Raw genomic sequence first — 16,854 nt, forward strand, 5'->3', positions numbered from 1 at the left:
GGCGTTACTGTGCACGGGAGGACCTCCGTGTGCCGATGGGATGCGTCAGACACATCCACTCCGCCCGGAGGTCCTCCCATGTTCAACCCGACACGCCGTCAACAACCTGATTAGTCACTACAGCTAGCGCGGCGTCGGCAGGTTCGCCGCTTCCCGGTACAGCCACACCACCATCACGATCCACAGCACGATCGCCAGCACCCACAGCACCGTGAACACGGCGCCGATGACGAGGCCCGCGGTCGCCATGCCCCAGCCCTCCTCGCCGGTCCGGCGGATCTGCTTGCGCGCCACGATGCCCAGCACGATGCCGGCCGGGGAGAACAGGAACGCGGTGATCAGCGCGGCGATCGCCATCCCGTTGGTCTGCCTGGGCGGCGGCGGGTAGTAGCCCGGGTGCTGGTAGGGCGGCGGCTGCGACATCGGGAGTCCCCCTGGTGGTCGTTCGGGCGCCCAGGCTATCCCGCTGTTTCGGTTCAGCGCGTGGCGATGAGCACTCTCGTGGCGCGAACGGGCGTTAACCCGGCCATACTCGCCGGTAACCCGTGAGCTACGAAGGGAAACGCGATGGCGCGCCTGGCCCGGACCGCTGGACTCACCGACGTCCAGGAGGAGATCCTGTCGACGGTCCGCACCTTCGTGGACAAGGAGATCATCCCGCACGCCCAGGCGCTGGAGCACGGCGACACCTACCCGGCGGACATCGTCGAGGGCATGAAGGAGATGGGCCTGTTCGGGCTCACCATCCCCGAGGAGTTCGGCGGGCTCGGCGAGTCGCTGCTGACCTACGCCCTGGTGGTCGAGCAGATCGCCCGCGGCTGGATGTCGGTCTCCGGGGTCATCAACACCCACTTCATCGTGGCGCACATGCTCAAGCAGCACGGCACGCCCGAGCAGCAGCGGAAGTACCTGCCGCGGATGGCCACCGGCGAGGTGCGCGGCTCGTTCTCCATGTCCGAGCCGGAACTGGGCTCCGACGTCGCCGCGATCCGCACCCGCGCCGTGCGCGAGGGCGACGACTTCGTCATCAACGGCCAGAAGATGTGGCTGACCAACGGCGGCACGTCCAACCTCACCGCCGTGCTGGTGAAGACCGACGAGGGCGCCGAGAAGGCGCACCAGAACCTGACCACGTTCCTGGTGGAGAAGCCCGAGGGCTACGGCGAGGTGCTGCCCGGCCTCACCATCCCCGGCAAGATCGACAAGATGGGCTACAAGGGCGTCGACACCACCGAGATGGTGTTCGACGGCTTCCGCGTCCCGGCCGAGCAGGTGCTGGGCGGCCAGACCGGGCGCGGGTTCCGGCACATGATGGACGGCGTCGAGGTCGGCCGCGTCAACGTGGCGGCGCGGGCGTGCGGCATCGCGTTGCGGTCGTTCGAGCTGGCCATCGAGTACGCGCAGCAGCGCAGGACGTTCGGCAAGCCGATCGCCGAGCACCAGGCCATCGCGTTCAAGCTGGCCGAGATGGCGACCAAGGTGGAGGCCGCCCACCTGATGATGGTCAACGCCGCGCGCCTGAAGGACTCCGGCGCGCGCAACGACGTCGAGGCGGGCATGGCCAAGCTCATCGCGTCGGAGTACTGCGCCGAGGTGACGCAGGAGGCGTTCCGCATCCACGGCGGTTACGGCTACTCCAAGGAGTACGAGATCGAGCGCCTGATGCGCGAGGCCCCGTTCCTGCTGATCGGCGAGGGCACCAGCGAGATCCAGAAGACCATCATCAGCCGGGGCCTGCTGCGCGACTACCACTCCCGCGGCTGACCGGTCCGCCGGGACGGGGTGGCGTCCACCGCCACCCCGACGGCGACCGCCTGGGCACCACTCGACGACGCTCGTGGCCGGTTGTCCACAGGCCACCCCACGGACGCCCGGAGACCACTCGGCGAGCAGGGGCCGTCCGCCCCAGCTCACCGACGCCGAGTCGGTCACGCTCGCGGCGGCTCGTCTTCACCTCCGACACCCGCCGGCGGCTCGCTGCCCGGCCGGTTGTCCACAGGCCGCCTCGCGACCGCTCGAAATGTCGGACCGAGCCGGCAAACTCAAAGCAGGGGTCCCCTTGGCGGGGACGCCCGCTGGGCGCTGCGGCAGGGCGCGCAGGTCACGTTTCGCGTCCGTTCCCGCCCACCCGTTTCGCGCCGGTCGCCCGGTATTGGCAGGATGGGGTGATCAGCACCGCGAAGAGGTGGTCACCGTGACGAGTTCCTTCTCCGGCCAGAACCGACCCGGCGTCCCTCCCCGCCTGCCGACCCCGCCCACCGGCTGGCCCATCGGCTCGTACAGCACCTACGAGGAGGCGCAGCGGGCGGTCGACTTCCTGGCCGACGACGACTTCCCCGTGCAGGAGGTCACGATCGTCGGGGTCGACCTCATGCTCGTCGAACGGGTCACCGGCCGGCTCACCTGGGGCCGCGTGCTGGGCACCGGGGCGGCGTCGGGCGCGTGGTTCGGCCTGTTCGTCGGCGTCCTGCTCAGCCTGTTCAACACCAGCCCCGGCACGAGCCTCGGGCCCATCGTCGCGGGCCTCGTGGTCGGCGTCGCGTTCGGACTGATCTTCGCCGCCGTCGGGTACGGCTCGGCGCGCGGCAAGCGGGACTTCCAGAGCGCCAGCCAGCTCGTCGCGGGCCGCTACGACGTGCTCTGCCAGCCCCGTTCCGCCGAACGGGGCCGCGACCTGCTCGCCAAGCTCGCCCTGCGCCCCTCGGACGCGGGCAAAGCCGGCCAAGACTGAGGTTTGGGCGACCACCGGATCGGGTAACGCCGTTCCGGGCTCCGGTGGTTGCGGCACCTGATCACCGGGCCTACGTTCGTTGCACCGGTCGGCCCAGCCGACCGGCGGGCACGACGAGGTGCCGGGCGCTGCGGTCTGGCTCCTCCGTTGTCGGGAAGGAGGCAGGACCGATGAGGGGCAAGGGTCATCGGTTGGCCGCCGCAGGGGGTGTCGCGCTCATCGCGACGTCCGTGCTGGCGGGCTGTGGTTCGGGTGACGGCGGGATCACCATCAACGTCTACAAGTACCCGCAGGAGAACTTCCAGAAGATCGTCGACAACTGCAACGCCCGCGCCGACGGCTACCGGATCGTCTACCACAAGCTGCCGCGCGAGGCGGACGGCCAGCGCGAGCAGATGGTCCGCCGGCTCGCCGCCGGCGACGAGGGCATGGACGTGCTGGGCCTCGACGTCACGTGGACCGCCGAGCTGGCCAAGGCCGGGTGGATCAAGGAGTTCACCGGCCAGGCCAAGTCCGAGGTCGAGGACGGCACGCTGGAGACGCCGCTGGAGACCGCCCGCTACGAGGGCAAGCTGTACGGCGCGCCGGACAACACCAACGTCCAGCTCCTCTGGTACCGCGGCGACCTCGTGCCCACGCCGCCGAAGACGTGGGACGAGATGATCGAGATGGGCTCGAAGCTCCAGTCCGACGGCGACGACAAGACACCGGGCCTGGTGGCCGCGCAGGGCAAGCAGTACGAGGGCCTCGTCGTGCTCTACAACACGCTGGTCAACACCGCGGGCGGGCAGATCGTCGACGACAGCGGCACCAAGGCCGTGGTGGACGACGGCGCGGTGAAGGCGCTGGAAGTGCTCAAGAAGTTCGCCACCTCCGACGTGGTCGACCCGTCGTTCTCCAACGCCGCCGAGGACGACGCCCGGCTGGCCATGGAAGGCGGCAAGGCGGCGTTCATGCTGAACTGGCCGTACGTCTACGCCGCCGCGCAGAAGGTCGAGGCCATCGCGCCGCACCTGAAGTGGGCGCCCTTCCCGTCGATCGACGGCGACCCCGCCAAGGTCACCGTCGGCGGCATCAACTACGGCGTCAGCGCGTTCACCCGGCACCCGGAGGAGTCGTTCGACGCGGTGCTGTGCCTGCGCAACGCCGAGCACCAGAAGTTCGCCGCCATCAACGACGGCGTGCCGCCGACCATCGAGTCCGTCTACGACGACCCGGAGATGGCCGAGCCGTACCCGATGAAGGAAGCGATCCTCCAGACGCTGCAGAACGCGAGCGTGCGGCCCCGGACCCCCGCGTACCAGAACGTCTCCACCGTCATCTCCACGATCCTGTCGCCGCCCGCGGGCATCGACCCGCAGCGCACCGCCGAACGGCTGCGCGCCGAGCTCCAGGACGCGCTCGACTCGAAGGGGGTGCTGCCGTGAGCCACGCCGTGAACGCCGACACCGCCGGGACCGCGGGCTCCGACGCCGGACCGACGCCTGGGCTGTCGCCCAAGGCCAAGGCCGCGCTCAGCGAGGGCAAGAAGGCCGAACGGCGACTCGGGCTGCTGCTGTGCGCGCCCGCGATCCTCATCATGGCCGCCGTCGCCGGCTGGCCGATCGTGTACTCGCTGTGGCTGTCGTTGCAGCGCTACGACCTGAAGTTCCCCGACCGCACCGAGTTCGTCGGCCTGGAGAACTACGTCACCGTGCTGTCCAACCCGTACTGGTGGAACGCCATGTGGGTCACGGTGCTGATCACCGTGGTGTCCGTGGCGGTCGAGCTGGTGCTGGGCATGGCGCTGGCGCTGATCATGCACCGCACCCTGGTCGGCCGGGGCATCGTGCGCACGTCCACGCTCATCCCGTACGGCATCGTCACGGTCGTCGCCGCGTTCTCCTGGCGCTACGCCTGGACGCCCGGCACCGGCTACCTCGCCGAGACCGTCGCGGGCGGCGACCCCGTGCTCACCGAGAAGATCCCGGCGATCATGGTGGTGACGCTGGCCGAGATCTGGAAGACCACGCCGTTCATGGCGCTGCTGCTCATGGCGGGCCTGGCGCTGGTGCCCGACGACCTGCTCAAGGCGGCCGCGATGGACGGCGCGAGCGCGTGGCAGCGGTTCACCAAGGTGATGGTGCCGGTGATGAAGCCCGCGATCCTGGTCGCGCTGCTGTTCCGCACGCTCGACGCGTTCCGCATCTTCGACAACCTGTTCGTGCTCACGGCCGGCTCGCAGGGCACGTCATCGGTGTCGATGCTGACCTACAACAACCTCATCAAGGGCCTGAACCTGGGCATCGGCTCCACCATGTCGGTGCTGATCTTCATCGCGGTGGCGATCATCGCGTTCGTGTTCGTGAAGCTGTTCGGCACCGCCGCACCCGGCGGCGACGGCGGGGGGAGGCGCTGATGGCGGGCATCGGCGGGGCCGTGACCACGGGCCGCAAGGCGCGCTGGACCGTGCTCAACGTCCTGGTGGTGGCGTACGCGCTGGTCCCGGTGCTGTGGATCGTGTCGCTGTCGTTCAAGACCAAGGAGACCCTGGGCGACGGCAACTTCATCCCGCGCGCCTGGACGTTCGACAACTACAAGGCGATCTTCTCCACCACGGAGTTCGTCCGCGCGCTGGTGAACTCGATCGGCATCGCGCTGATCGCCACGGCCGTCGCGGTCGTGTTCGGCACGATGGCCGCCTACGCCATCGCCCGGCTCGACTTCCCCGGCAAGCGGCTGCTGGTCGGGGTGTCGCTGCTGATCGCGATGTTCCCGCAGATCTCGCTGGTGTCGCCGCTGTTCGAGATCGAGCGGTCGCTCGGGCTGTTCGACACCTGGCCCGGCCTGATCCTGCCCTACATCACGTTCGCGCTGCCGCTGGCGATCTACACGCTGTCGGCGTTCTTCCGCGAGATCCCGTGGGAGCTGGAGAAGGCGGCGAAGATGGACGGCGCGACGCCCGGTCAGGCGTTCCGCCGGGTCATCGCGCCGCTGGCCGCGCCCGGCGTGTTCACCACCGCGATCCTGGTGTTCATCTTCTGCTGGAACGACTTCCTGTTCGCGATCTCGCTGACCTCCACCGAGCAGTCCCGCACGGTGCCGGTCGCGCTGTCGTTCTTCACCGGCAGCTCGCAGTTCGAGGACCCGACCGGGTCGATCGCCGCCGCCGCGGTGGTGATCACCATCCCGATCATCCTGTTCGTGTTGTTCTTCCAGCGTCGGATCGTCGCCGGGTTGACCTCCGGCGCCGTCAAGGGGTGAAGCAATGGCCGAGATCGTTCTGGACAGCGTGACCAAGCAGTACCCCGACGGCGCGGTGGCCGTGCGGGACGTGGACATCGAGATCGCCGACGGCGAGTTCATCATCCTGGTCGGCCCGTCCGGCTGCGGGAAGTCCACGACCCTCAACATGATCGCGGGCCTGGAGGACATCACGTCCGGCGAGCTGCGCATCGGCGGCGAGCGGGTCAACGAGCGCGCGCCCAAGGACCGCGACATCGCCATGGTGTTCCAGTCCTACGCGCTGTACCCGCACATGACGGTGAAGGAGAACATGGCCTTCCCGCTGCGACTGGCCAAAGTGGACGACGCGACGGTGGAGAAGAAGGTCCGCGACGCCGCCGAGATCCTCGACCTGACCCAGCACCTGGACCGCAAGCCGTCCAACCTGTCCGGCGGGCAGCGGCAGCGGGTGGCGATGGGGCGGGCGATCGTGCGCAACCCGAAGGCGTTCCTGATGGACGAGCCGCTGTCCAACCTGGACGCGAAGCTGCGCGTGCAGATGCGCACGTCGGTGTCGCGGCTGCAGAAGCAGCTCGGCACCACCACCGTGTACGTCACGCACGACCAGACCGAGGCGATGACCCTCGGCGACCGGGTCGTGGTGATGCGCGGCGGCGCGGTGCAGCAGATCGGCGCGCCGCAGTTCCTCTACGACAACCCGGCCAACCTGTTCGTCGCCGGGTTCATCGGCTCGCCCGCGATGAACTTCGTGCCCGCCGCGCTGGAGCACGGGGTGCTGCGCTCGGCGCTGGGCGACGTGCCGCTCACCGACCGGGTGCGCGGGCTGCTGGAGGGCGCGGACGCGCCCCGTGAGGTGATCATGGGGTTGCGGCCCGAGCACTTCGAGGACGCCCGGCTGGTGGACGAGGCCGTCCGGGCCAAGGGCGTCACGTTCACCGACCACGTGGACGTGCTGGAGTCGATGGGCTCGGACAAGTTCGCCTATTTCAGCCTCCAGGGTGAACAGGCGACCTCGGCGGAGCTGGCCGAGCTGGCCGCCGACGCGGGCGCGGCCGACGTGCCCGGCGGTGGCGTGTCGCTGGTCGCCCGGATCGCCGCGACGTCCACCGCGGTCGAGGGCGAACCGGCCGACATCTGGTTCGACGCCGACAAGGTGCAGCTGTTCGACCCGGCCAACGGCCGCAACCTCACCTACAGCGGCTGAGCCCGCGCCGAAAGGCCGCCCCCGTGGGTTCACGGGGGCGGCCTTTCACACTTTCGGGTAAGGCCACACGGAGGTTTTGCCCAGGTCACGGGGAGTTACTGACCAGCCCGGACCATCGGCAGGGACGAACTCCATAGGCCATTCAGCGCAGCAAACACGCACCTCGTCGCATTTGTCGCGCCCGCGCTGCCGCCGATCCCCACGCTGGTCCAAGGCGGAAACGACTCCGGCCGTAAAGGGCCCGGGGCAGGGGAGTCCGCCGAGCACAGAGAAGAGCGCGAGATGGGGATTCTTGACGGCAAAGCGGTCGTGATCACCGGGGCGGGACGAGGGTTGGGCGAGGCCTACGCGATGCAGGCCGCGCAGGCAGGCGCGGCGGTCGTGGTCAACGACGTGGACGCTGAGCAGGCCGAACAGGTCGCCGAGCGGATCCGGGCGTACGGCGGGCGGGCGGTGGCGAGCACGGCGACCGTGGCCGATCCGGACGAGGCCGAGAAGATCGTGGGAATGTGCCGGGCCGAGTTCGGCCGGGTCGACGGCCTGGTCAACAACGCCGGGCTGAACTACGAGGTGCTGCCGTGGGAGGACGAGCCGGAATCCATCCGGCGGATCGTCGACGTCAACCTCCTGGGTGTCATCTACACCGGAATGGCGGCCATGCGCGTGATGCGCGAGCAGGGCCACGGTTCGATCGTGAACATTTCGTCAGGGGCGTTTCTGGGCCAGCGCAAACTCGCCGCCTACTCGGCCACCAAAGGCGCGGTGGCGTCGCTGAGCTCCTCGTGGGCGCTGGACCTGGAAGGGGACAACATCCGGGTCAACGCCGTCTGCCCGGTCGCGCACACCCGGATGGTGTGGGGTTCGGAGCGGTCCTTGAGGGCCATCCCGGCCGACCGCACCCCCGGCAAGGTCGCACCGCTCGTGCTGTTCCTGCTCAGCGACGCCGCACACGGCATCACGGGGCAGATCGTGCGGTGCAACGGCCGTCAGCTCCACCTGGTCGGCCACCCGTACTTCAAGCAGCCGATCCTGGAGAGCGACATGTGGGACACCGCGTCGGTGAAGCGGGCGTTCGACGGCGTGCTCCAAGCCCACCTGGAACCGTTCGGCCTGGAGAAGCGCATGCCACCGCGCCTGCGCGACCTGGTCGAACCGGGCCGCACGGCCTGAGCCGGGGCGGGGAAGTGCCCCGGCGCTTCCCCGGCCACGCCCGGGTCCACCTGTCCGCCGGCCCTCCAACCCGCTATCGGAGCTGGGGGCCGGAGCGGCGACGATCGTCGTGGTCGTACCCGCGGTGGTCGTGGTGGTGGTCGCCGGAGCCGCATCACCAGCAGCGGAACGACGACAGCGGCGATCAGCGCCGTCCGCCTCCTGCCGGTCCACCGCGGCTCGGCCCGCGGTGCGGTCATCGATCCCACCCCCGGCGTGTCGGCCCAAGGATGCCTGCGCCGCTTCGGCGCGACGCCGTCGTCGGCAACGCTCACTCGTTCGGCCCAGGAGTCGCCCGGCGGACGTCACCTGTGATCGGCGAAGCGGTGACGGACCCTGTCACCACCCCTTCGGGTGATCGCCTGATAGGTGGGTTTTGCTGCGACGATGCTGGACATGGGCACGCGCGCTCCCCGGATCACGGACTGGCGGCTGGTGGTCCAGTCGCGGCTCGATCGCGTGCGCGCCGACCTCGCCGCGCTCGGGCCGCCGGACCCGCTCGACCCGGAGAGCACGCAGTGGCGCGCGGTGGCCGAGCAGGAGGCCGCGGTGGTCGAGGACATGATCACCAGGGCCGAGTCGCGGTGGCGGACGGTGGCGTCGTGGTGGTCCGGGTGGCACATCGAGCGGGCTTGGAGGTCGTTGCACGAGGCCGAGATCGCGGTCGTGGCGGCGGGCAGCGGGTTCCTCGGGCGGTTGCCGGGGCTCAAGGCCCGGGTCGCGGAGAACCTGGACGAGGACGACCCGCGCCGCCTCGCGCTGGAGGAGCTGCGGCCCGGCGAGTTCCCGCTCGCCGTCGAACGGGAGGTCGTGGTCGACGCGCTGCGGGCGGCGTTCGACGCCTCCGACTTCGCCCACGCCGGGTCGCGAGCCCTGCGCAACAAGCTGATCGCCACGTCGGTGGTGCTGTTCGTGGTCAACACCGCGCTCGGCGTCATCGGCCTGCTCGAACCCGGCTACATCCCGATGTGCGTGAGCGCGGAGAAGCTGCCCACGGTGTGCCCGGCGGGCAAGGGTGCGACCGGCGCGGACGTGTGGCTGATCCAGCTGTTCGGCGCGTTCGGCGCGGTCCTGTCGGCCGTCGTGCTGCTCCTGCGCCGCCGACCCAGCCTCTCGCCGTACGTGATGGTCGGCTACCAGGCCCTGATCAAGGTGCTGCTCGGCGCGGCGCTCGCGGTGGTCGGCATCCTCGGCCTGGGCGCGGGCGTGACGACCGGGCTCATCGGCGTGGCGTCGCAGGCGGCGCTGCTGCTGTGGGCCGTCATCCTCGGCTACGGCCAGCAGGTCGCGACCCGGTTGCTGGACAGCTACACCGACCGCGTGATGGACCAGGCCCGCCCGCTGCCCCGGCTGGAGCGCCAGCGCTAGCGGCGCGACCGCAACGCCGAGATGACGTCCGGGTCCCACCGGTGCGTCCGGATCAGCCGGTACCGCTCGGCCGCCACCCACATGTACGCCTCGGTCTCGGTGCGGTCGCCGACCAGGTCGGCCTGCCGCAGCATCCCCACCACCGGCTGGTACTCCTCGTCGTACCAGCGGCGGGCCACCGTGACGCGGTCCAGGAACACGCCCTCGTCCTGCATCAGCCGGAACCCCCACGCCTCCACGTGCTCGCCCAGCTCGGCGTAGTCCCACGGGTCCGACAGCACGACCGCCGCCCGCGCCTGCCCGCCCAACGGCACCCGTTCGAGGAACAGCCGCCGGTAGTCCTTCACGATCAGGTCGCCGCGGTGCCGGATGCCGTGCGCCGCGATCCGGGTCACGACCTCCGTCACGTAAGCGTCGATCACCTCCAGCCCCAACGCGTGCGCGACCGACACCCGGTGGTGCCCGTCCTGGACGAAGTGCAGGTCACCGACCCGGTACACCTCGATCGGCGGCACGGGCTCGCCGCGCCGCTGCGCCAGCGCCAGCCGCTGCCACCGCTCCCGCACCCGCGCCGACGTGGGCCGGAACCGGCGGTCGAAGTCCCGCGTGCGGTCCACGCTGCCGACGATCGAGTCCAGCCGGATCGCCTGCAACCCCAGCCGACGCTCGCTGAGCACCCCCAGCGACTCCACCACCTCGTGGAACGGCAGCATGATGTTCACGTCGTCGGGCTCGCGGCGCAGCCACGCCGCCAACCGCGACATCACCTGGCGACGGCGGGCGCGCAGGAAGTCGTTCTCCGCGTCGGCCCACGGGAAGCCCGTGTCACGGGGCACCGCACTCCTCCTCAGGGCGTCGGGATGTCCAACACCTGGTAACCGACCACGTTCACCACCCGCGTCGAGCCCAGCACCCGGTCCGGTTTGACCGAGCCGTGCGGGTGGATGTGCCCGTGCAGCATGAGCGGTGGCCGCAGCCGCCGCACGGCCTCGTGCAGGCACGCGAAGCCGCGGTGCGGCGGGTCCGGCTCGTCGCCGCAGTCCAGCGGGGGCGAGTGGGTCAGCAGCACGTCCACCCCGCGCCCGTCGCGCAGCCGCCGCCACCGGGCCGTGCGCAGCACCCGCCGCAGCCGCCGCGCCTGCTGGCGCTCGGTCCACTGGTTCGGCCCGCCGCTGTAGCGGATCGACCCGCCCAGCCCGGCGATCCGCAGCCCGGCGACGTCCACCACCCGTTCGTCGGCGTTCACGCCGCCCGCCGGGCCGGGCCAGCGCGCCGGGAGGCCCGCCTTGGTCCACAGGCCCCGCACGTTGGCGTACCCGGTCAGGTCGGCGTCGTGGTTGCCCGGCACGAACACGCACGGCCGGTCCAGCGCGCTCGACAGGTACTCCAGGTAGTCGAACGGCAGGTCACCGGCCGCCACGACCAGGTCGACGTCGTGCCGGCGCACCCGGTCGGTCCACAACGACTCGACCACCTCGTCCGCCACCGCGAGCACCCTCGGCACCCGTCGAGCCTAAGCGCTGCCGCCGTCGGCCACACCTCGCCGGTGAAAGGGTGAACAACGCCTTCCTCCTCCTGCCGCACAAGGGAAATCGGGTTAACGTCACAGGGTGCTCGCCGAGCTGTTCCTCGACGCGTCCCGCGCCTGCGAAGTCCACAGCCCGCTCACCCGCACCCTGCTGGTGGCCGCGGCGGACGACCTGGCCCGCGGCGGCGTCACCGCGCGGGTGATGGCGGGCGCGGAGTGCGACCGCCACGGCACCGTGCCCGGCCTGCGGTTCGCGGGCGCGCTGCACCGGCTGGTGCTGGAGGGCCGCGCGCCGGCGCTGGCCAAGCACTACCCGACGGTGGGCGGCCAACCCGACCTCGACACGCTCTGGGACGACGCGCTGTCCGTGCTGCACGAGCACACCGACGAACTGCACGCCCTGGTCACGTCCACCGTCGTGCAGACCAACGAGCCGGGCCGCAGCGCGCCCCTGTTCGGCGGCCTGCAGACCGCCACCCACCTGGCCGCCGCCGAGGCCGACCGGCGGGCCGCGTTCCCGGTCCGCCTGCTGGAGGTCGGCGCGTCCGGCGGGCTGAACCTGCGCCCGCACCGCATCGCCTACTCCGTCGACGGCGAGACGTTCGGCGACCCGGGCAGCCCGTTCACCCTCGACCCGCGCTGGACCGGCCGACCGCCGGTCGACCTGCGCCACAACCTGCGCCTGGTCCGGCGCGCCGGCTGCGACCTCGACCCGGTCGACGTGTCCACAGAGGACGGGCGGCTGCACCTGTCGTCGTTCGTCTGGGCCGACCAGCTCGACCGCTTCGACCGGCTCCAGGCCGCCGTGGAGCTGGCCAGGCTCGACCCCGTGCCGGTGCGGCGGGCGACCGGCCCGGAGTGGCTGGCCGAGCAGCTCGCCCGCCCGGAGCGCGACGTGCTGACCGTCGTGTGGCACTCGGTCGTGTGGCAGTACGTCTCACCGGCCGACCGCGCCATGGGCCGCGCGATCCTCGCCGACGCCGCCGCCCGGGCCACCCCGATGGCCCCGCTGGCGCTGCTGGTCTACGAGCCCAGGCGCACCCACACCGCGGGCGCGTACGAGTTCCGGCTGCTGCTCAAGCTGTGGCCGGCCGGCATCTCGCTGCGCCTGGGCACGGGCGTGGGCCACGGCATCCCGTTCACGTGGGACACCGCGCCCTGGAACTGACCGGTCAGCCGCCGTTGGCGATCAGCAGGGTCACCGTGGCGAGCCAGCCGATCAGGAACGTGAGCACCCAGAACCGCAGGTTGGTGAACATCCTCGTCATGTCGGAACATCCCGTCGCAGGAAGAAGGGCAGGTGAGCGGACTCAGAGCCATTGGTTCCGGCGGAATATTCGGTACAGCGTCAGGCACACCACGAGGATCACGGCGATCACCATGGGGTAGCCGTAGCGCCAGTGCAGCTCCGGCATGTGGTCGAAGTTCATGCCGTACACGCCGACCACCATGGTCGGCACGGAGATGATCGCCACCCAGGCGGCGAGCTTGCGCATGTCCGAGTTCTGCTGCAACGTGATCTTCGCCAGCACGGCGTTGACCAGCGTGGTCAGCAGCTCGTCGAAGTTGATCACGCGTTCGGACACCTCGGTGAGGTGGTCGTCCACGTCGCGGAAGTAGGAGCGCACCTGCTCGGGGACCAGCGGCGTGTAGCCCTCCGCCAACCGCCGCAGCGGCACGGCCAGCGGCATCACCGCCCGGCGCAGCTCCAGCACCTCGCGCTTCATCAGGTAGATCTGGTCGGCGCTGACCCGGCTGCGCGGCTGGAAGACCAGCGCCTCCATCTGGTCGATGTCGTCCTCGATGTGGTCGGTCACGTCGAGGTAGTTGTCGACCACGTGGTCGGCGATCGAGTACAGCACCGCGGCCGGCCCCGAGCGCAGCCGCTCCGGCTCCTCCTCCAACTGGCGCCGCACCGCCGCCAGCCCCGAGTGGTTGCCGTGCCGGACCGTCACCACGAAGTCGCGGCCCAGGAACACCATGATCTCGCCGCTCTCGACGATCTCGTTGGCCGTGTCGGGCGACGAGTTCTGGATGTACCGGACCGTCTTGAGCACCATGAACAGCATGTTGTCGTAGCGCTCGAGCTTGGGCCGCTGGTGCGCGTGCACGGCGTCCTCGACGGCCAGCTCGTGCAGCCCGAACGTCTCCGCGACGCCCTGGATCTGCTCCTCGTCCGGCTCGTGCAGCCCGATCCAGACGAACCCGTCGCCGCGCTTGCGCACCTCCTCGACCGCGTCGACGTGCGACCAGCGGCCGGGCAGGCGCGTGCCGTCGACGTACACGCCGCAGTCCACCACGTACTGCGACAGCGGCACGGGGATGCGCATCGCGGGGCGTTCCTGCGCGCGGCCTCTCAGGCCGCCGAGCGAGGGCAAGCTGGGCACGGAGTCCTCCAGGAGGGGGCGTCGACTCGACGAACGACGACGGCACGTCCCCTACCGGTACCGCTGGGCCTAGCTGTGGACAGCCGGCTCCCCGATGAGGACGCGCGAGGTACTCGCAGGATGGGGGTCGTTACTCATCGGTAGTCCTCACCTCCTCGGGTCGACTGGTCGCGGCGGTGCAGTCGCTCACAGACCAGTTGCCGAGGGTACTCCCCCGGTGCTCACACTGTCGTCCCGGTCGGTGTGGTCCTCGATCACACCGACCTCACACAGAGCCGGCCAACGGAGGCGTGCGGTGCAGTTCGGGCGTTATTACGAGGAGTTCGAGGTCGGCGCGGTCTACAAGCACTGGCCCGGGAAGACGGTCACCGAGTACGACGACCACCTGTTCTGCCTGCTCACCATGAACCACCACCCGCTGCACATGGACGCGCACTACGCGGCGGAGACCACCGACTTCGGCAAGAACGTGGTGGTCGGCAACTACGTCTACTCGCTGCTGCTGGGCATGTCGGTGCCGGACGTGTCGGGCAAGGCCATCGCCAACCTCGAGGTCGAGTCGCTGCGGCACATCAAGCCCACGTTCCACGGTGACACCATCTACGGTGAGACCGAGGTGCTGGACAAGACGCCGTCGAAGTCCAAGGACGACCGGGGCGTGGTCCACGTGGAGACCCGCGGGTACAAACAGGATGGAACGGTCGTCTGCGTGTTCCGCCGGAAGGTCATGGTGCCCAAGCGCTCCTACGGCGAGGCGCGCGGCGGCGAGCAGCCGGGCAGGCCCGAACCCAAGGAGTGACGTGACCTCGCTGGATCTGGTGCGGCAACGACTGGCCCGGTTCGCGCGCACGGAGGCGCACGGCGTCTCGCCGCTGTACGAGCACCTGGCCGGGCACGCCGCCGACGATCCGGAGGTCGCCGGCCTGCTGACCGCCGCCCCGGAGCGGTTCGCGCACGCGACCCTGCTCCTGGCGGCGGCGCACCGGCTGGTGCAGGCCGAGCCGTTCCACGAGCTGTCGAACTACTACCCCTCGCTGGGCGGCACGTACGGCGCGGACGAGGGCACGTGGCGGCTGTTCCGGGAGTTCGTGCTCGACCGGGCCGACCGGATGCGCGAGCTGATCGCCAACCGGACCGTGCAGACCAACGAGGTGCGGCGGGCCACCCTGGTGTACCCGGCGCTGGCCAAGGTCAAGGGGCCCGTCGGGCTGCTGGAGGTCGGCTGCTCGGCAGGCCTGCTGCTGGGCCTGGACCAGTACGCCTACCGCTACCAGACCCAGCAGGCCGGGCAGTTGGTCGCCGGGCCCGCCAAGGCGGCGCTCGGGCTGCACTGCGCGCTGGAGCTCGCGCCCGGCGCGGAGCTGCCGAAGATCCCCAAAACGGTGAAGATCGGGGCCAAGGTCGGGCTGGACCGCGCGCCCGCCGACCTGACCGACGAGGACACCTACGCGTGGCTCGAGGCGTGCGTGTGGGCCGACCAGCCAGAGCGGCTGCGGCTGTTCGGCGTGGCCGCGACCGTGCAGCGCAAGTCGCCGCCGGAGTTCGTGGTCGGCGACGCGGTGGCCGACCTGGGCAAGGCCGCCGACCGGGTGCCCGACGACCTGCCGCTGGTGGTCCTGACCAGCAACGTCCTGCCGTACCTGGCGGGGGAGGAGTTCGTGGCCGCGGTGCGCGACCTCGGCCGGCCGGTGTGGTGGTTGAGCCACGAGGGGTACGCCACGGGCCTGGCCCACGTGCTGCCGGGGCGCGACGACCTGCGGCCGGGACCGGACGAGCCGACGTTCGGCGTGGTGGGCCTGGTCCGGTTCGAGGGCGGCGAGGTGCGCTCGGCGCAGGCGTTGGCGAAGACCGCGCCACACGGCCAACGGTTGGTGTGGCTCCCCTGATCGGGGGAGGGCGCTCACGGTCGGGGGTTCCGAGGCTCAATCGCACCATCCCGACGGGTGGGAGTGTGGCCAAGATCGCAGCGTCGGCCCGGCGCGCGTCCACCGCGTCGTCGCCCGGTCGAGGACGCCGGATCGCACCTGGCAGGCGTAGTCGTGGATCTCGTGGAGACCGCCGTGGCGCCGGTCGGGTGACGGTCCCGATCAACGCCCCGGTGGTCACGGAGAGTCTCGTTCCGTCGCGCGATTTCCGCACGATTGCGGTCTCGCCGGACTCGTTCGGCTCGACTCGGCCACCTGGGACCGGCCACACTCCCTCACCTGGCGTATTGCGCCTGCGGACGAGCAGCGGTCGCCCGTTCGGGACGTGCGCGAGGCCGCTGACACGGCGGATCCGAGGCCCACGTTCGGCCGTTACGGTTACCTACCGTAGTCACACCGGGTTGGCGGTGCAGGACGCTGACCCAAGTGCGGTACAAATCTCCCGACGTGTCGCGGAGTGCGGTACAACGGTTTTCACTGGCGCCAAACGGGTGCGGTAGCGAACGGGGTTGATCACCGTGAATCTGAAGAAGATTCTCACCTTCGCCGGGGTCGGCTTGCTCCTGTTCTTCCTCATCGCGGAGCCTCAGCAGGCGGCTCAGCTGGTGCAGAACATCCTGGGCACGCTGCGGGAAGCCGCTGAGGCGCTCATCACCTTCGTGAAACAATTGTTCTGAGTCGACCGGCTCCTCCCACCACGGCGAGAGGTCGAAGCATGTTCGCACCACGGGATCCCGACGAGTACCTGCTCCCCACGGAGCGTCGGGTCATCCGGGTCCGCAGGCACTGGAGCAGTCTGCTCTGGGACCTCATCGAGGCCGGCGCGCTGCTGGCCGGCGCGATGATGATCTCGTACCTGCTGCCCGACAACGCGGGCATCATCCAGAACATCCTCTGGTACGCCTCGCTGTTCGTGCTGCTCAGGCTGGCCTACTTCGTCATGGAGTGGTGGGTGGAGCGGATCGTCGTCACCGACAAGAGGTTCATGATCTCGTCCGGGGTCTTCGAGACCAAGGTCGCCATGATGCCGATCAGCAAGGTCACCGACCTGACCTACGAGCGCTCGGTGCTCGGGCGCATGTTCGGCTTCGGGACGCTGGTGGTCGAGTCGGCGGGCCAGATCCAGGCCCTCAACCGGATCGAGTACCTGCCCAACCCCGAGGAGGTCTACGACGCCATCTCGGAGTTGACCTTCGGCGACAAGAAGGCCCAGGCAGAGCGCTTCTCGATGATCAAGGCGCAGCGGGCGGCGCGCGGCAAGAAGATGGTGCCGTAGG

Annotated in this window: 17 protein-coding genes and 1 pseudogene; 13 read left to right on the forward strand and 5 right to left on the reverse strand. The window is 70.2% G+C overall.

Annotation, left to right across the window (positions count from 1 at the left end):
• Positions 1-123: 123 nt before the first annotated feature.
• Positions 124-423, reverse strand: coding sequence for a DUF4190 domain-containing protein (locus LZG04_RS36495; RefSeq protein ID WP_233825987.1), 300 nt, complete (start codon positions 421-423; stop codon positions 124-126).
• 144 nt (positions 424-567) lie between these two features.
• Here LZG04_RS36495 and LZG04_RS36500 point away from each other — a divergent pair, with 144 nt between their 5' ends.
• From LZG04_RS36500 to LZG04_RS36535, 8 genes are all read left to right on the forward strand, one after another.
• Complete coding sequence (locus tag LZG04_RS36500) at positions 568-1,764, forward strand: acyl-CoA dehydrogenase family protein (RefSeq protein ID WP_233825989.1); 1,197 nt, start codon at positions 568-570, stop codon at positions 1,762-1,764.
• Between the two features lie 430 nt (positions 1,765-2,194).
• Complete coding sequence (locus tag LZG04_RS36505) at positions 2,195-2,731, forward strand: general stress protein (protein ID WP_233825991.1); 537 nt, start codon at positions 2,195-2,197, stop codon at positions 2,729-2,731.
• Between the two features lie 170 nt (positions 2,732-2,901).
• The gene (locus tag LZG04_RS36510) at positions 2,902-4,158 is read left to right on the forward strand and encodes an ABC transporter substrate-binding protein (protein WP_233825993.1); all 1,257 of its coding nucleotides are present in this window, start codon (positions 2,902-2,904) and stop codon (positions 4,156-4,158) included.
• A complete protein-coding gene (locus tag LZG04_RS36515) occupies positions 4,155-5,129 on the forward strand; it encodes a carbohydrate ABC transporter permease (protein WP_374202965.1) in 975 nt (324 codons plus the stop codon). The genes LZG04_RS36510 and LZG04_RS36515 overlap by 4 nt, the downstream gene beginning before the upstream one ends.
• On the forward strand, positions 5,129-5,974 hold the full coding sequence (locus tag LZG04_RS36520; RefSeq protein WP_233825994.1) for a carbohydrate ABC transporter permease: 846 nt from the start codon (positions 5,129-5,131) through the stop codon (positions 5,972-5,974). Before LZG04_RS36515 ends, LZG04_RS36520 begins: the two co-directional genes overlap by 1 nt.
• A 4-nt stretch (positions 5,975-5,978) precedes the next feature.
• The gene (locus LZG04_RS36525) at positions 5,979-7,160 is read left to right on the forward strand and encodes an ABC transporter ATP-binding protein (protein ID WP_233825996.1); all 1,182 of its coding nucleotides are present in this window, start codon (positions 5,979-5,981) and stop codon (positions 7,158-7,160) included.
• 282 nt (positions 7,161-7,442) lie between these two features.
• On the forward strand, positions 7,443-8,330 hold the full coding sequence (locus LZG04_RS36530) for an SDR family NAD(P)-dependent oxidoreductase (RefSeq protein ID WP_233825998.1): 888 nt from the start codon (positions 7,443-7,445) through the stop codon (positions 8,328-8,330).
• 435 nt (positions 8,331-8,765) lie between these two features.
• Positions 8,766-9,737, forward strand: a complete 972-nt coding sequence (locus tag LZG04_RS36535; protein ID WP_233826000.1) for a hypothetical protein — start codon at positions 8,766-8,768, stop codon at positions 9,735-9,737.
• On the opposite strand, the gene LZG04_RS36540 is transcribed toward LZG04_RS36535, so the two are convergent.
• Both LZG04_RS36540 and LZG04_RS36545 read right to left on the reverse strand, forming a co-directional pair.
• Positions 9,734-10,573, reverse strand: a complete 840-nt coding sequence (locus tag LZG04_RS36540; RefSeq protein WP_233826002.1) for a chromosome partitioning protein ParB — start codon at positions 10,571-10,573, stop codon at positions 9,734-9,736. The two genes, LZG04_RS36535 and LZG04_RS36540, sit on opposite strands and share 4 nt — an antisense overlap.
• A gap of 11 nt (positions 10,574-10,584) precedes the next feature.
• Positions 10,585-11,241 (reverse strand): metallophosphoesterase, encoded by a 657-nt coding sequence (locus LZG04_RS36545; protein ID WP_233826004.1) that lies wholly within the window; start codon positions 11,239-11,241, stop codon positions 10,585-10,587.
• Positions 11,242-11,347: 106 nt separating this feature from the next.
• On the opposite strand from LZG04_RS36545, the gene LZG04_RS36550 reads away from it, so the two are divergent.
• A complete protein-coding gene (locus LZG04_RS36550; RefSeq protein ID WP_233826006.1) occupies positions 11,348-12,433 on the forward strand; it encodes a DUF2332 domain-containing protein in 1,086 nt (361 codons plus the stop codon).
• A gap of 142 nt (positions 12,434-12,575) precedes the next feature.
• On the opposite strand, the gene corA is transcribed toward LZG04_RS36550, so the two are convergent.
• The gene (gene corA / locus LZG04_RS36555) at positions 12,576-13,652 is read right to left on the reverse strand and encodes a magnesium/cobalt transporter CorA (RefSeq protein WP_233826008.1); all 1,077 of its coding nucleotides are present in this window, start codon (positions 13,650-13,652) and stop codon (positions 12,576-12,578) included.
• A 295-nt stretch (positions 13,653-13,947) separates the two neighbouring features.
• Here corA and LZG04_RS36560 point away from each other — a divergent pair, with 295 nt between their 5' ends.
• Together LZG04_RS36560 and LZG04_RS36565 are read left to right on the forward strand one after the other, a co-directional pair.
• A complete protein-coding gene (locus LZG04_RS36560) occupies positions 13,948-14,451 on the forward strand; it encodes a MaoC family dehydratase (RefSeq protein WP_233826010.1) in 504 nt (167 codons plus the stop codon).
• A gap of 1 nt (position 14,452) precedes the next feature.
• On the forward strand, positions 14,453-15,538 hold the full coding sequence (locus LZG04_RS36565) for a DUF2332 domain-containing protein (protein WP_233826012.1): 1,086 nt from the start codon (positions 14,453-14,455) through the stop codon (positions 15,536-15,538).
• Positions 15,539-15,710: 172 nt separating this feature from the next.
• Here LZG04_RS36565 and LZG04_RS42170 read toward each other — a convergent pair.
• A pseudogene (locus LZG04_RS42170) lies at positions 15,711-15,929 on the reverse strand (NUDIX domain-containing protein); the annotation flags it as partial.
• Positions 15,930-16,095: 166 nt separating this feature from the next.
• On the opposite strand from LZG04_RS42170, the gene LZG04_RS36575 reads away from it, so the two are divergent.
• Positions 16,096-16,254 (forward strand): hypothetical protein, encoded by a 159-nt coding sequence (locus LZG04_RS36575; protein WP_170211632.1) that lies wholly within the window; start codon positions 16,096-16,098, stop codon positions 16,252-16,254.
• A 38-nt stretch (positions 16,255-16,292) separates the two neighbouring features.
• A complete protein-coding gene (locus LZG04_RS36580; RefSeq protein WP_158849246.1) occupies positions 16,293-16,853 on the forward strand; it encodes a PH domain-containing protein in 561 nt (186 codons plus the stop codon).
• Position 16,854: the final 1 nt, after the last annotated feature.

It is taken from the genome of Saccharothrix sp. S26 (genome assembly GCF_021390395.1).
Taxonomy (GTDB): domain Bacteria; phylum Actinomycetota; class Actinomycetes; order Mycobacteriales; family Pseudonocardiaceae; genus Actinosynnema.